Source organism: Thalassobacillus devorans MSP14, assembly GCF_000496835.1.
GTDB lineage: Bacteria > Bacillota > Bacilli > Bacillales > Halobacillaceae > Thalassobacillus > Thalassobacillus devorans_B.
On sequence record NZ_KI543237.1, the window covers coordinates 1,130,607 to 1,145,349 of the forward strand.

The following is a 14,743-nucleotide window of genomic DNA, read 5'->3' on the forward strand; positions in this document are numbered from 1 at the left end:
TAGTTTTTTAGTGCGTCCCATTGCTCTACAAAAATTTCCACAGTGAACCTCCTGCGTATATAAAACTTTGGTTAGTTACATAATCATGTTTCCATTTTATAGCGATTTACGATCGGATACAACAAAAGTGATGACAGGACATATAAATTCAAAATTCCATAGAGAGGGTATAAGTATTCAATCAAAGTCGAGAATCCAAAAGACGTGAATGGAAGCATGAATGCCACAGCCATCATGGCAAGGATCCATAAGGGGACATCCAACACCCTGCGGAATCTCGTAATCAGCCCGAATACACCTGACGCCGCCGTGGTAAAAATAGCAATCCACAGCAGTGCGGACATGAATAACAGCATTTCAAACGGATAGCCTTTTAAGATAGCAAATAAGGGGATTTCATACAACAAAATTTCTTCTGATATTTGAATCAGGCTATTGTTATACAAATAAGATATTGACCCCAATATCACCCCACTGCCAATGCTTGCAACCCAGATCTCATTCTTCTTTTTCATCTGATTGCCGATGGCCCCCAGTACCGCAATAAGCGGCAGGATATTCAAAGCTGTAAACGGAAAGGCTGCCATCCAATTGCTCGTCTCATGGAGGTGGGAAAACAAGGTCAATTTCTGATCTATCGTAAATAATAACAACACCAGGAACAATCCGATAATCAGGAGCGGCAGGATGAAGCTATTGATGGAAACGATGCCTTTGACATCCCAAATGAAAATCAAAATAAGCGGAACGACAATGGCCAGTACACCAAACCGGTAGGAAAAATGGAATGCCTGCCAGGTCGCTCCACTTCCTGCCAGCATCACAACGGTAGTAGTAAATAAATAAAGGATGATCATCCAATCATAAATTCCCGTCAGATGTTTTCCTACGATCACTCGGAGAACCGGTAAATAGTGACTCGACTTCTTTTCATAGCTGATAGATAAGATCACATAGCAGCAAATCGTAAACAGAATTGAAAACAGCACAATGGCCAGTCCACTTTCATGGCCGAAAAATTGCCAAAGTTCCCGTCCGGAAGCATACCCCGCCCCTATCATTGTTCCAATGATCAAAAACATCCACTTGCCGCCTGATTTCCACATATATTCGCTCCTCCAAATTCTAAGTTTTTGTGTGTATGTATAGAAAAGTAAAAACTTTTATATACTAATACCAATATGTATTTGGAGGAAAAGCTATGAATCTTCGGGAAAGGTTTTTACATAAAGAAACTCGCCATCTTTATTCAGATCCACTGGTTGTACCGGAAATGAGTGAGCGACTGTTGGACCTGCTTCCGCAGGAGAGAAAAATGGTTGTAGTCTGCATCGGAACGGACCGATCTACCGGAGATTCCTTCGGTCCCCTCGCAGGTTCAATGATAAACGATCAGAACCCGAAGCATTTTACTGTGTATGGAACGCTTGCAAACCCCGTACATGCCTTAAATCTTAAAGATACCATACAGGAAATCCATAGCAGTTATACCCGTCCATTTATCATTGCGGTCGACGCCTGTCTTGGAAAAGATTCTTCTATCGGAATTATTTCGGTTTCGAAGGGGTCTTTGGCGCCTGGAGCGGCAATGAAAAAAGACCTCCCTAAAGTTGGAGATATTTCTATCAGCGGCATTGTGAATGTAGGAGGATTCATGGAATACTTCGTCCTTCAAAACACCAGGCTTCATACGGTGATTGAGATGGCATCCCAGGTTTCACAAGTATTTCACCGTGTAGACCTTGAATTGCAGCTACGGCACAGAAAAAATCCCGCCTTTCGCAATATTTCCACAAACTAACTTAAAAAAATCACCCGTAGCCTATGGTCCGGGTGACTTTTTTTATTGGAATTCTCTTTCTTAGTTGAAGTTTTTTAATGTTACTCGCTTATGAGCTATATAATATTTTATAAGGGGAACCGTTTTCCTATCTACTATTGCGAAAGCGTGCTGTAAGGTGGATCCTCTTAGAAAAGCTTAGCGATATAGAGAATGAACCCGACAGTCAATAACGCCGGCAATAAATTTGCGACACGTATTTTCGTTAAGTTCAACAGATTCAATCCGATCGCCACAATCATCAATCCACCTGTCGCTGTCATTTCCACGATGAACGCATCAAGCATCTCCTGAGGAATCCAGCTGTTGATTTGAGTGGCAGACAAGGCGATGCTGCCCTGATACAAGACAACAGGGAAGACAGAAAAGATCACGCCAAAGCCCAGGGTTGTAGTCAGCACGAGAGCGACAAATCCATCAATGATTGCTTTTGTTATCAATACTCCATGATCCCCGCGCAATCCCCCATCTAAAGCTCCGATCACAGACATCGCGCCAATGCCAAAGATAAGGGACGCTGTAATAAAACCTTGAGCGACAGTAGAAGTGGATCCTGGTTTAGCCACTTTGCTTTCAATCCATTTCCCCAGGTTTTCGAGCTTCGTTTCTAAATGTATTCCTTCCCCTATGATTGCGCCTGAAAGCAGGCTCAACAATACCACGACTATGTTCTCCGTTTGAAACCCCATCTGCAGGCCGATGAGAATGACCGCTAACCCGATCCCTTGCATAATCGTCTCTTTATAACGCTCAGGTATTTTAGTGAAAAATAATCCTAGTAACGATCCTGCGATAATACATATTCCATTTACGATTGTTCCATATAAAGCCATAACTACATCTCCATATACCCTGTTCTTATTTCATCAATCACCTGTACAAAACGGTCGATTTCTTCTTCCGTATTGTAGGGACCGATACTTGCTCTTACTGCTCCCTGTTCTGTTGTATCGTAATACTGGTGGGAGCCGGGACTGCAATGCAATCCTGCCCTGACTGCAATCTGATAATGTGAATCGAGGACCATAGCAATTTCCTGCGAGGAAATATCACCAATATTAAAAGAAACGACTGGCATCCGCTCTACTTCCGGTCCAGGACCGTAAACCACGACATCCTTTATCTCAAGCAGTCCATGCATCAATTTTTGTGTCAAGTACGTTTCACGTGAAACAAGTCCATTCAACGCTTCCAATGCAGCCTTCCAACCAGCTATCCCGGGGGTATTCAGTGTGCCGCTTTCATACTTTTCAGGCCAATGATCCGGCTGTTTCGGAAGTTCTGAAAAACTCCCGGTTCCACCATAGAATAGCGGTTCTAATTCAACTTCTCCTTCCACCAGTAAGGCACCAGTACCCTGAGGTCCAAGCAGCCGCTTATGGCCTGGAAATGCCAGCATGTCTATCCCCAGCTCTTTCATATGTATCGGAAAATGCCCCGCCGTCTGAGAGGCATCCACCAAAACTTTGCTGTCATTCCCTTTGATGATTTCTATCATCGACTTCAACGGGGCTATTTCCCCCGTAATATTAGAAGCATGGGACACAATGACCAGCTTTGTCTCCGGTCGGATGGAAGCGTATAAGTCTTCAATCAGCTTTTCAGAACTGCCGCTTAAATAAGTGACCTCGATTCGTTTCTGCTCTTTCAAGTATTCCAATGGACGCCGTACCGAATTATGTTCAAACATTGTCGTAATCACATGATCCCCTTCCATTAAAGGAAAACCCTGGATTGCCTGGTTCAATGCTATAGTGGCATTAGAAAAGAAAATAACCTTTTTAGGATCGCTTGCCCCAAACCGTTGTGCTAAAAGCTTTCTAGTCGTCTGAATGGTATTTGCAGCACGACCAGCTAACGCATGAGTGCCGCGCCCCGGGTTGGCTCCAAACTCGTTCACTGCTTCCGTCATTGCCTCTGTAACAGCTGAAGGCTTTGGGAAGGAGGACGCTGCCTGATCCAAGTAAATCATTTGTCTACCTCCTGATAAAAAAACCTGGTTAAGTAAAAATGGGTTAACCAGGTCATTGCTAGTTATTTAGTTTCAAACATTTCTAAGATCCTGTTCAAGTCATCATCGGTGAAAAATTCTATCTCAATCTTACCTTTCCGCTTGCCGCGGTGGATGGTGACGCCAGTACCTAATTGGTCGCGTAATACCGCTTCCTGTTCTTGCAGAAAAATATCTTTGTGTTTATTGCTGCGATCTTTTTCTTTCTTTTTTTGTTTGTTGTCATTCAATTGAGTGATCAACAATTCTACTTGTCTGACATTCATGATATCCGCCTGGATCTTTTCAGCGATAGGGACTAGCTTTTCCTTATCCTTCAAACCCAGTAAAGCCCGTCCATGTCCCATGGATAACTTTCCTTCGTTGATCCATGCGATGATCGGGTCCGGCAGGCTCAACAGCCGGACCAAGTTGGCGATATGGGAACGACTTTTCCCCAGCCGCTTAGCCAGGGTCTCCTGGGTTATACCTAACTCGTCGATCAGTTGCTTGTATGCTTCGGCTTCTTCAATCGGCGATAAATCTTCTCGTTGTAAATTCTCCAATAATGCCAACTCCATCATTTGTTTATCTGTCAGTTCCCTGACTATAGCTGGCACCTTATCCAAACCGGCTTCTTTTGCAGCACGGTACCTTCGTTCACCGACTACGATTTCATATCCTTTAATACTTTTTCGGACAATCAAAGGCTGCAGGATGCCATGCTCTTCAATGGATGCCTGGAGCTCCTGAATGGCCTTCGAATCAAACCTCTTCCGGGGTTGATACGGATTGGGGCGGCATTGCTTGACAGATATTTCCTGGATGCTTTCTTCTCCGTTTTCCACATCCGTGAAAAACGCATCGAGCCCTTTACCTAACCCTCTCGCCATTAGCAATCACTTCCTTTGCCAATTCTAAGTATACTTCCGCACCGCGAGACTTCGGATCATATAGGATGATAGGTTGTCCATGACTTGGTGCTTCACTTAAGCGGACATTACGCGGAATAATAGAACGATAAACTTTCTCCTGAAAATACTTCTTTACTTCTTCAATCACCTGGATGCCAAGGTTGGTCCGGGCATCCAGCATAGTGAGCAGAACCCCTTCAATCATTAAATCTTTATTTAAATGTTTTTGAACTAACCTGACTGTATTCAATAACTGGCTCAACCCTTCCAAAGCGTAATACTCGCACTGGACAGGAATGATGACTGCATCAGAAGCAGTCAGGGAATTTATCGTCAAAAGTCCGAGGGAAGGCGGACAATCGATAATAATATAGTCATATTCACCTTTCACGGCATCTAACGCTTGTTTTAGCCGTACCTCCCTCGATATGGTCGGCACCAGTTCAATTTCAGCTCCAGCGAGCTGGATGGTTGCAGGAATGACATCAAGATTCTCGACTAACGCAGAGGTCCGGATATCTTTTGCCGCTTGATCTTCGATTAATATATTATAAATACATTGATCGACATCTCCTTTATTAACCCCCACCCCACTTGTCGCATTTCCCTGGGGGTCGATATCGACCAGAAGTACCTTATGATTGAGATACGCAAGACACGCGCTAAGGTTGACGGCTGTCGTTGTCTTTCCTACGCCACCCTTTTGATTGGCAATGGCGATTGTTCTACCCATGATGTCACCTACCTACTTCTCCATAAAATATATCAAAACAGCACAGGCCGAACCGTACCTGCTCGTAAAAATTACTGAAGCGTCAACATCTATTCTATCACTTTTTTATATATTCTGACTTCAAATTTTTTAATTCCATGATGGATTACCAGATTCCATTACCTGAACAGAGCAACCCGGTTTCCTGTCAATTTGAAAGCCTTGGTCCTTTCTATACATTAACCCTTTAACAAAACTAAAACTTTTTATTAAAAAATCCCCATCTTTCCAGAGAAGATGGGAATTAAAAAGTTACTTTTGGTTTTTCTTCGGTATTTTTATCGTGATTTGGTAATAATCATCATGATCCTGTTCGTCTGTTTCTAAATTGATTCCAGTGTCATTCACCATATTCAACGATTGGCGGATCGTATTCATTGCAATCCGGATATCTTTATTGACGCCTTTCATCCGAGGCTTTTTCTTCGGTTTCTTCTCTTCAGTTTCTTTTTTGATCCGTTCTTCCGTCTGCTTGACGTTCAATTGTTTTTCAATGATTTCATGCAGGATTTTTTCCTGCAGTGCAGGATCTTTAACTGCGATCAACGCACGTGCATGGCGCTCCGTAATCTCCTTATCCATGATAGCCTGCTGTACCACTTCAGGGAGCTTGAGTAAGCGCATCTTATTGGCAATAGTCGATTGGCTTTTCCCAAGGCGCTGAGCAAGTGCTTCCTGTGTCAACTCATGAATTTCAATCAAGCGTGCATACGCCGCTGCTTCTTCAATGACTGACAACTCTTCCCGTTGAAGGTTTTCAATCAGAGCAACGGAGGCTGTCTCCGCATCATTCATTTCTCTAAGTATTGCCGGGACTTCTTCCCACCCTAAAGACTGCACAGCTCTCCAGCGTCGTTCCCCGGCAATCAATTCATAATTTTCTTCATCCAGACGCCGGACGACGATCGGCTGAATCATGCCATGAGTATGGATAGTCTGCGCCAATTCTGCAATTTTTTCCGCATTAAAAACAGCCCTTGGCTGATAACGGTTCGGCTGTACACGATTAACCGGAATGTGGACGACCTCATCCGCGTGATATTCTTTTTCATCTAAAGCCTCTGATTCAGGTTCCGAATCAGAATCTGGTTTATCTCCCAGGCCAAATAAGCGACTGAAAGGATGTAACATGTTCAGACACCACCTTTTTGCGAGCAGCACACTCAAGTATTGGTTCGTTCCACGTGAAACAATGACTGATTATAGAAAAAAGCGCTGCAGAATCGGTAGACTGCTGCGCACGAGTATGCCTTTTCATTTCTTTCCCTATTTTATCATAATTATCTATTAAAAAGTATCACCATGAATGATAATTTACAAATTTAATAGCTTGGTAGAAACCATTTTTAATGCCAATAAGAATCTTTTCCTGCGGCACAGTGTTTTAATTCTGGTTGTAATTGCTCCACTTATATGACCTGTCATAGCAGCAGGATGGTAAGACCCGGGGCTAGTATAGAAACGAGAACTGCGCTCAATACCATGGCGATGGTACTGATGGATCCTTCCAGCTGGTCGCGTTCCATAGATGTAGCCGTACCGATGGCGTGAGAAGCACTGCCCATCCCCACACCCCGGCCAATATAATGAGTAAGGCGGAAAGAGCGCCAAACAAACGGATGGATCAATACTCCACCAATGCCAGCAATCATGACAAATACCGCCGCCAAAGGCATAGCGCCACCGGTCGCTTCTGCGATGGCCATGGCGACTGGGGTGGTTACTGATTTGGGAACGATTGAGTTGATAATCAGCTCACTGAACCCTGCCCACTTGCTAAGAAGCAGTCCAGAAGTAATTCCGACGACAGCACCGATAAATGTTCCCGTCACAACCGGCACCAGCATTCTTTTCAATATATCCCGGTTTTGATAGAGCGGGTAGGCTAACCCTACGACCGCAGGACCAAGCAAATGATCAATCCACTGGCCGCCGATCATATAGGTTTCATAGGATATTTGAAAGGTGAGCAGAATCACGATAGTCACGAGCGTAGAGGAAATGATCGGGACAGTGTAGATATGGCGAAACTTTTTATAGACGGTAACAGATCCCCAATATAGGAGTGTCGTTGCAACAATGACGGCGAGGCCGATAATGAAATTATTCATAGGACCCCTCCTTTTTCTGTACCATTATTTGAGCAATGGCTCCTGACAACCCCATGACGAGCACCGTGCTTAACATCCCGATGGCAATCAAAAGCATACCTTTCCCTTTAAAAATATAGGCATAACTGATGACGCCGACGGTTGCCGGAATGAAGAAGAACGGAAGGTGGGTGATCATGAAGCCCGCTCCTTGTTGTATCCAGCGTTCCGACACTACTTTCAAGGAAAGGAGCACAAAAAGGAGGATGAGCCCTATGACACTGCCCGGGATAAACAGATTCAACACCTTCTGGATGGCCGTTCCCAGCCAGTACAGGAAGTATAGACCGATGAATTGTATGAGGATAGTAACTGTTTTATACATGATGAACCCTTTCTATTTATATTTATTCGCTTAGTATATCATCTGATGGATATATCAACTATTCCAAACGCTTATCAAATAATAAAACCGCACCTCAGGGAGGCACGGTAATAAAGAAAACAGGTGCTGCTGTTAAACCTATTATTGGATCGGTGTTTTGTTAGGAACGCCAGCTTTTCTTGGATATTTCTTCGGAGTCTTACGAAGTTTTTCTATCAAAGCAATATTTCGTTCACTATTTTCTTCCGGAAGTTCAAAGGTGTGCACTTTGGCTACTTCACCGCCGACAGTACGGATGGCAAGTTGAGCATCTTCGAGTTCATCCGACAAATTAGGGCCTTTCATGGCAATGAATAGTCCACCTTTTTGAGTTAGTGGCAGGCACAATTCACTTAACACAGAAAGCCTGGCGACGGCACGAGCCATGACAATGTCATAACTTTCCCGGAATTTACTTTTCTTTCCGAAGTTTTCCGCGCGATCGTGATAAAATGCGACATCACTGAGTTCTAATTCATGGGCTAAGTGATTTAAAAAGGTGATTCTTTTTTGCAATGAATCAACGATGGTCACTTTCAAATGGGGAAAAACGATTTTAAGCGGAAGGCTGGGAAAGCCAGCACCCGCGCCAACATCACAGATTTGTAAAGGTTTCGTGAAATCATGGTAGAAAGCAGCAGTAATAGAATCATAAAAATGCTTCAAGTAGACGCCTTCTTCATCTGTAATGGCCGTCAGGTTCATTTTTTCGTTCCATTCCACCAGAATTTCAAAATATTGTTCAAATTGCCGTTGCTGTTTTTCATTCAATTCGATTCCCTGTTCTTTCAGCTTGCTTAGAAAGGTATGCTTATCCATTGGTCCATCCTTTCTTCTCTTATTCGTTGGATACGCGTGCGATCTTCCCTTGTTCGATATAGACCAGTAAGATTGAAACATCCGAAGGGTTGACTCCTGAAATACGGGAAGCCTGTCCGACAGAAAGCGGACGGACCTCTTTCAATTTCTCCCGGGCTTCCGTAGCCAAACCATTGATGGCATCATAATCGATATGATCTGGTATTTTCTTATCGTCCATCTTTTTCATGCGTTCGATTTGCTGTAAGGCTTTCGTGATGTAGCCTGAATATTTCGTCTGGATTTCGACCTGCTCTTTGACGTCATCCGGCAGGTCCTTTGCAGGTGCTGTCAATGTCTCGATCATCTCATACTTCATTTCCGGTCTCCGTAACAGATCAGATGCCCGGACAGCTTCTTTCAATGGTGTGCCACCTGCTTGTTCAACGATACGCTGGACTTTTTCTTCCGGCTTCAAAATGACCCCATCTAAACGTTTCCGTTCCTCTTCGATCAATCGTTTCTTACCCTGAAACTTTTGGTAACGTTCTTCTGAAATCATGCCCAGCTGATAACCGATTTCGGTAAGACGCAAGTCGGCATTATCATGACGTAGCATCAGCCTGAATTCAGCACGGGACGTAAGCAGACGATAAGGTTCATTGGTACCTTTTGTAACAAGATCATCAATCAGCACTCCGATATATGCCTGAGAACGGTCAAGGATCAACGGTTCGAGATCAAGTGCTTTAGCAGCAGCATTGATTCCAGACATGATTCCTTGTGCCGCAGCTTCCTCATAACCGGAAGTTCCATTAATTTGACCTGCGGTGAATAACCCTTTGATATTTTTCGTTTCCAAGGTCGGCCAGAGCTGGGTCGGAACTACAGAATCATATTCAATTGCATAGCCTGCACGCATGATTTCCGCTTTTTCCAGTCCTGGTACTGTTTCTATCATCTTTTTCTGGATGAATTCAGGAAGGGATGTCGAGAGTCCTTGGACATAGACCTCTTCTGTGTTCCGTCCTTCTGGTTCCAGGAAAATCTGATGACGTGGTTTGTCATGGAAACGTACCACTTTGTCTTCAATCGAAGGACAATAACGTGGTCCTGTCCCTTTGATCATTCCTGAATACATCGGTGATAACCCGAGGTTTTCATCGATGATCTGATGTGTGTATTCGTTCGTGTAGGTGAGCCAGCACGGAATCTGATCCATGATAAATTCGGTCGTTTCATAAGAAAATGCCCGTGGTTCCTCATCACCCGGCTGTATCTCTGTTTTAGAATAATCGATAGTATGGCTGTTGACACGCATTGGTGTCCCGGTTTTGAAACGGACCATCTTAATTCCCAGCTCTTCCAAATGCTCTGATAAAGCTACAGTCGGACGCTGGTTATTAGGGCCGCTTTCATACTCCAAGTCACCGATAATCACTTTTCCGCGCATAAACGTACCAGTCGTAACAATTACAGTTCTTGCGGTATAAGCCGCTTTTGTCTCTGTCACTACACCCTTGATTTCATTATCCTCTACGATCAGGCGTTGAACCATTCCCTGACGCAATGTCAGATTCTCCTGATTTTCTAACGTTTCTTTCATTTCCTGAATATATAATGGTTTATCCGCCTGTGCCCGTAATGCACGCACAGCAGGACCTTTTCTTGTATTCAGCATACGCATTTGAATATGCGTCTTATCAATGATTTTTCCCATCACACCGCCAAGCGCATCAATTTCACGCACGACGACACCTTTGGCCGGTCCTCCGATTGATGGGTTACATGGCATAAACGCAACCAAATCCAGGTTCAAGGTAAGCATCAGTGTCTTGGCTCCGCGTTTTGCTGAAGCCAGTGCTGCTTCACACCCTGCATGACCTGCACCAATAACGATCACATCATAATGTCCAGCATCGTAAGTCATTGGCTTTTGTCTCTCCTTTAAATAAATTATTTTCCTAAGCAAAATTGGGAAAACAGCTGGTCAATCAGGCTTTCATGGACAGTATCTCCAACGATTTCCCCAAGTATTTCCCACGTACGAGTTACATCTATTTGAACCATATCAATCGGCATATCCATCTCCATGCCATGGAGAGCATCTTCTAAAGCCTGTTTCGCCTGTTTCAAGAGCTGCACATGACGGACATTCGATACATAGGTCAAATCCCCAGTGTCCAATTCACCTTCAAAGAAGACTTGAGAGATTGCCTGTTCTAACTCATCGATCCCTTTTTCGTGAAGCAGCGCTGTAGTAATGACAGGGTGCTCATCTGCCAATGCCTGGACTCGTTCCATATCCAGCCGCGGCTCAAGATCTGTTTTATTGACGATGACAATCACATCTAAATCCCTTACAGCTTCAAAGAGTTTTTCGTCTTCTTCGGTCAGCTCATCTCCATAGTTTAACACAAGCAGAATCAAATCTGCTTCTTTCAACACTTGCCTGGACTTTTCTACACCTATACGCTCTACCATATCTTCCGTTTCACGTATTCCTGCCGTATCGACAAGACGAAGCGGCACACCGCGGACGTTCACATATTCTTCAATCACATCACGGGTTGTACCAGGGATTTCAGTGACAATCGCTTTATTCTCATGGACAAGCGCATTCATCAAGGAAGACTTTCCGACGTTCGGCCGTCCAATAATTGCGGTCGCAAGCCCCTCCCGGAGGATTTTTCCCTGTTGGGCAGTTTGAAGTAATTTCTTTACTTCTTCCAGGACTTCTCTAGTTTTCTCTTCCATCATATGGCGCGACATTTCTTCTACATCATCGTATTCCGGGTAATCAATATTCACTTCGACATGGGCAAGCGTTTCTAACAATTGCTGGCGCAAGCTTTGAATAAGCTTTGACAACCTGCCATCCATTTGCTTCAAAGCTACGTTCATCGCCCTGTCTGTTTTAGCACGGATCAAATCCATGACCGCTTCTGCCTGAGAGAGGTCAATACGACCATTCAAAAAGGCGCGCTTCGTGAATTCACCAGGCTCTGCAAGTCTTGCTCCTTTTGCTAACACAATTTCCAGTACGCGATTGACAGAAACAAGCCCGCCATGACAGTTTATTTCCACGACATCTTCCCTCGTGAAAGTTTTCGGCCCCCGCATGATTGATACCATAACTTCTTCTGCTATTTCATTCGTTTCTGGATCAATGATTTTCCCATAATGCATGGTATGAGAGTCGACCTTAGCTAAATCTTTTCCTTGGAATAGCTCATTAGAAATCGATACCGCTTCAGGACCGCTTAAACGGACAATGGCAATGGCTCCTTCCCCCATCGGGGTTGATATCGCCGTTATAGTATCTGTTTCCAATACGCCCACCTCCTTTATTCCTCTATTTAAGAATTCGTATATATAAGTTATCCACACATCTATTTTTCATTGTCACTAACTTATTAGATTATCATATTTCTATCTGATTTGAAAAGATATCAACAACTTCAATTATTTCAACCTGCAATTCATTTATCCACATGTGTATAAATTAGTTTCGGTATTCAAACATTGCCTTATTCTTTTGACAAAAAAATATCCGTCAGCATTGCTGACGGAATAGTATGGTTCTATTATTTTGATGGACGGATCACAACATAGCGTTTGGGTTCATTACCAGCCGAGTACGTCTCAACCTGCTGATTATTTTGCAGGGCTGTATGAATTATTTTACGCTCATAAGATGGCATCGGTTCAAGTTTGACATCCTGATTGGTACGCAAAGCTTTTTCAGAGAGTCTGCTTGCCAGCGTTTCCAGCGTATCTTTACGGCGATCCCGGTAACCTTCCGCATCGAGAACCGCTGTATAATATTGATTGGTGTTGCGGTTGATCGTCAAATGAAGCAAATATTGCAATGCATTCAATGTCTGACCGCGTTTTCCAATCAATAAAGCGATTTTTTCACCGATCAATTCAAAGTGGATGTCCCGGCCATGTAACGTGGTTTTCACCTCAACTGGAGCACCCATTTGTTCGGCAATCTCTTTGATATAACGCTCTGCTTCTTCTATGGATTTCTCTTGCTGATCCATTTTTTTAGCTGTGACGTTTATTTCTGGTTCGTCTTTTATTTCCGGTTTCACTTCTGCTTCTGTGTTTTTTTCTTGTTCGGAACTGCTTTCTATTTGTTCATCTTCTGCTTTAGCATCCACCTTCGAAACTTTGACAATGGAAGGCTTACTGCCAAAACCAAAAAAACCTTTTTTTCCTTCATCGATAATATCTACTTCTACCAGGTCCCTTGATGTTTGTAACTGCTCTAACGCTGATTGGACCGCTTCCTCAACTGTTTGTCCAGTAGCAGTTATTTGCTTCACTTAGTTTTTCCTCCCGTTTCTTGTTCTTTCATCATCGGTTTACGGATGAAGACCGTCTGAGCGATCATAAACAAGTTACCGACTACCCAATAGAGGGCCAGTGCTGATGGGAAAAAGAATGCAAAGGTACCAATCATGATCGGCATCAAATATAGCATCATTGTCATTTGCGGGTTTTGCATAGCAGTAGATCCCGCCATCATCAGCTTCTGCTGCAGGAATGTAGTTCCCGCTGTCACTATAGCCAGGATATAGCTCGGTTCCCCAAGCTCCATCCATAAAAAGCTATGCGTTGCTACTTCTGAAGTACGCATAATCGCATGGTAAAACCCGATCAAAATCGGCATTTGGACAACCAGCGGCAAACAGCCTGCCAGTGGATTGACTCCATGCTTTTGGAAAAGCTGCATCGTTTCCTGCTGTAATTTCTGTTGGGTCTGTGCATCTTTTGAACTGTACTTTTCACGCAGCTCCTGTAATTCAGGCTGGATATCCTGCATCGCTTTTGAACTCTTCAATTGCTTGACGTTAAGCGGCAACAGGACTAAACGAATGATAATCGTAATGATAATAATCGACAGACCATAGCTCTCACCAGTAATATCGGCGAAAAATTCAATTGATTGAGATAGTGGCCAAACTACATATTCATTCCAAAAACCCGTGCTATCAGAAGTGATGTCTTCATTGACCTGCGTACACCCTGATAATACGGTCAGTATTCCAGTCATGGCCAGCAGCCACAAGACCTTTTTACGCAACGTCCCTTCCTCCTTACTCCCTGACTCATTTACTTATTAAACATTTTAGCATTTTCATAGGACTCAATTCTATATTATATCTTAGACTTCTTGTCTTTCGATAATAACTTTGACTTTGACAATACATGGGTCAGACTCTTTTTCATTTGATGGAAATCCATATCTTTCGTAGGCTTACGCGCAATGATGACTAAATCATACCTGGGATCGATATTGTCTTCAAGCTCATGGAAGGCTTGTCTCAAGTATCGTTTTACTTGATTCCTGACAACAGCAACGCCGATTCGTTTACTAACAGACAATCCGATCCGGAAATGATTCTGATCTTCTCTTTTTAAGTAGTAGATGACCAATTGACGATTGGCGAACGATTTGCCTTTTTGGAAAACCCGCTGGAATTCTTCATTTTTTTTGATTCGGTATGCTTTCTTCATGAGCTTATTCCTCCACTTTAACGGAAAAAAAGACCACTGACTTCATCTCAGTGGCCTATGCAGATAGAACTTTTCTTCCTTTACGGCGACGACGAGCCAAAACTTTACGTCCGTTTTTCGTGCTCATGCGCGTGCGGAAACCGTGTACCTTTTTACGCTTACGATTATTTGGTTGAAATGTACGTTTCATTATATAGACACCTCCTGGTGAAAATTAAAAGTTGTATTTAAAATGCTAAAAGGCAGTCCAATCAATTATAAATAAACCTATCCAGAAATGTCAACTCTATCTTTCATTTCTTTTTATCTCCGCATGATCTTCCCTGGTACAGGCGTTATATAACAGACTGTATCATAACACAGGTTCCAGGGATTATTTACAACCT

Annotated in this window: 16 protein-coding genes; 1 reads left to right on the forward strand and 15 read right to left on the reverse strand. The window is 43.4% G+C overall.

The features are described 5' to 3' along the window. Positions 1-83: 83 nt before the first annotated feature. Positions 84-1,106: a membrane protein gene (locus tag P855_RS0115715; RefSeq protein ID WP_028784465.1), complete on the reverse strand. Its 1,023-nt coding sequence runs from the start codon at positions 1,104-1,106 to the stop codon at positions 84-86. Between the two features lie 95 nt (positions 1,107-1,201). Between P855_RS0115715 and yyaC the strand changes: the two genes are divergently transcribed. Further along, positions 1,202-1,801, forward strand: coding sequence for a spore protease YyaC (yyaC, locus tag P855_RS0115720; protein ID WP_028784466.1), 600 nt, complete (start codon positions 1,202-1,204; stop codon positions 1,799-1,801). 167 nt (positions 1,802-1,968) lie between these two features. On the opposite strand, the gene P855_RS0115725 is transcribed toward yyaC, so the two are convergent. From P855_RS0115725 to rpmH, 14 genes are all read right to left on the reverse strand, one after another. Next, positions 1,969-2,673 (reverse strand): DUF554 domain-containing protein, encoded by a 705-nt coding sequence (locus tag P855_RS0115725; RefSeq protein ID WP_028784467.1) that lies wholly within the window; start codon positions 2,671-2,673, stop codon positions 1,969-1,971. Positions 2,674-2,675: 2 nt separating this feature from the next. Next, a complete protein-coding gene (locus tag P855_RS0115730) occupies positions 2,676-3,812 on the reverse strand; it encodes an aminotransferase class V-fold PLP-dependent enzyme (protein WP_028784468.1) in 1,137 nt (378 codons plus the stop codon). Between the two features lie 62 nt (positions 3,813-3,874). After that, positions 3,875-4,723 (reverse strand): ParB/RepB/Spo0J family partition protein, encoded by an 849-nt coding sequence (locus P855_RS0115735; protein ID WP_028784469.1) that lies wholly within the window; start codon positions 4,721-4,723, stop codon positions 3,875-3,877. Beyond that, positions 4,704-5,477, reverse strand: a complete 774-nt coding sequence (locus P855_RS0115740; protein WP_028784470.1) for a ParA family protein — start codon at positions 5,475-5,477, stop codon at positions 4,704-4,706. The genes P855_RS0115735 and P855_RS0115740 overlap by 20 nt, the downstream gene beginning before the upstream one ends. A 291-nt stretch (positions 5,478-5,768) precedes the next feature. Then, a complete protein-coding gene (gene noc, locus P855_RS0115745; protein ID WP_028784471.1) occupies positions 5,769-6,647 on the reverse strand; it encodes a nucleoid occlusion protein in 879 nt (292 codons plus the stop codon). Between the two features lie 290 nt (positions 6,648-6,937). Further along, positions 6,938-7,627 (reverse strand): LrgB family protein, encoded by a 690-nt coding sequence (locus P855_RS0115750; RefSeq protein ID WP_028784472.1) that lies wholly within the window; start codon positions 7,625-7,627, stop codon positions 6,938-6,940. Next, the gene (locus P855_RS0115755) at positions 7,620-7,991 is read right to left on the reverse strand and encodes a CidA/LrgA family protein (protein WP_028784473.1); all 372 of its coding nucleotides are present in this window, start codon (positions 7,989-7,991) and stop codon (positions 7,620-7,622) included. Before P855_RS0115755 ends, P855_RS0115750 begins: the two co-directional genes overlap by 8 nt. A gap of 141 nt (positions 7,992-8,132) precedes the next feature. Further along, a complete protein-coding gene (rsmG, locus tag P855_RS0115760; protein WP_028784474.1) occupies positions 8,133-8,849 on the reverse strand; it encodes a 16S rRNA (guanine(527)-N(7))-methyltransferase RsmG in 717 nt (238 codons plus the stop codon). Between the two features lie 19 nt (positions 8,850-8,868). Continuing rightward, positions 8,869-10,758 (reverse strand): tRNA uridine-5-carboxymethylaminomethyl(34) synthesis enzyme MnmG, encoded by a 1,890-nt coding sequence (mnmG, locus tag P855_RS0115765; RefSeq protein ID WP_028784475.1) that lies wholly within the window; start codon positions 10,756-10,758, stop codon positions 8,869-8,871. Positions 10,759-10,784: 26 nt separating this feature from the next. After that, positions 10,785-12,161, reverse strand: coding sequence for a tRNA uridine-5-carboxymethylaminomethyl(34) synthesis GTPase MnmE (mnmE, locus tag P855_RS0115770; RefSeq protein WP_028784476.1), 1,377 nt, complete (start codon positions 12,159-12,161; stop codon positions 10,785-10,787). A 254-nt stretch (positions 12,162-12,415) separates the two neighbouring features. Then, positions 12,416-13,162: an RNA-binding cell elongation regulator Jag/EloR gene (jag, locus tag P855_RS0115775; protein ID WP_028784477.1), complete on the reverse strand. Its 747-nt coding sequence runs from the start codon at positions 13,160-13,162 to the stop codon at positions 12,416-12,418. Beyond that, positions 13,159-13,923: a YidC family membrane integrase SpoIIIJ gene (gene spoIIIJ / locus P855_RS0115780; RefSeq protein ID WP_028784478.1), complete on the reverse strand. Its 765-nt coding sequence runs from the start codon at positions 13,921-13,923 to the stop codon at positions 13,159-13,161. The genes jag and spoIIIJ overlap by 4 nt, the downstream gene beginning before the upstream one ends. A gap of 74 nt (positions 13,924-13,997) precedes the next feature. Beyond that, positions 13,998-14,357: a ribonuclease P protein component gene (gene rnpA / locus P855_RS0115785; protein ID WP_028784479.1), complete on the reverse strand. Its 360-nt coding sequence runs from the start codon at positions 14,355-14,357 to the stop codon at positions 13,998-14,000. 55 nt (positions 14,358-14,412) lie between these two features. Next, complete coding sequence (rpmH, locus tag P855_RS0115790; protein ID WP_019377820.1) at positions 14,413-14,547, reverse strand: 50S ribosomal protein L34; 135 nt, start codon at positions 14,545-14,547, stop codon at positions 14,413-14,415. Between the last annotated feature and the right edge of the window lie 196 nt (positions 14,548-14,743).

Coding starts and splice junctions, on each gene's coding strand:
- noc (WP_028784471.1), bottom strand. CDS start 6,647: ATGTTACATCCTTTCAGTCGCTTATTTGGCCTGGGAGATAAACCAGAT.
- rpmH (WP_019377820.1), bottom strand. CDS start 14,547: ATGAAACGTACATTTCAACCAAATAATCGTAAGCGTAAAAAGGTACAC.
- rsmG (WP_028784474.1), bottom strand. CDS start 8,849: ATGGATAAGCATACCTTTCTAAGCAAGCTGAAAGAACAGGGAATCGAA.
- P855_RS0115740 (WP_028784470.1), bottom strand. CDS start 5,477: ATGGGTAGAACAATCGCCATTGCCAATCAAAAGGGTGGCGTAGGAAAG.
- P855_RS0115725 (WP_028784467.1), bottom strand. CDS start 2,673: ATGGCTTTATATGGAACAATCGTAAATGGAATATGTATTATCGCAGGA.
- yyaC (WP_028784466.1), top strand. CDS start 1,202: ATGAATCTTCGGGAAAGGTTTTTACATAAAGAAACTCGCCATCTTTAT.
- P855_RS0115715 (WP_028784465.1), bottom strand. CDS start 1,106: ATGTGGAAATCAGGCGGCAAGTGGATGTTTTTGATCATTGGAACAATG.
- rnpA (WP_028784479.1), bottom strand. CDS start 14,357: ATGAAGAAAGCATACCGAATCAAAAAAAATGAAGAATTCCAGCGGGTT.
- P855_RS0115735 (WP_028784469.1), bottom strand. CDS start 4,723: ATGGCGAGAGGGTTAGGTAAAGGGCTCGATGCGTTTTTCACGGATGTG.
- P855_RS0115755 (WP_028784473.1), bottom strand. CDS start 7,991: ATGTATAAAACAGTTACTATCCTCATACAATTCATCGGTCTATACTTC.
- P855_RS0115750 (WP_028784472.1), bottom strand. CDS start 7,627: ATGAATAATTTCATTATCGGCCTCGCCGTCATTGTTGCAACGACACTC.
- P855_RS0115730 (WP_028784468.1), bottom strand. CDS start 3,812: ATGATTTACTTGGATCAGGCAGCGTCCTCCTTCCCAAAGCCTTCAGCT.
- mnmG (WP_028784475.1), bottom strand. CDS start 10,758: ATGACTTACGATGCTGGACATTATGATGTGATCGTTATTGGTGCAGGT.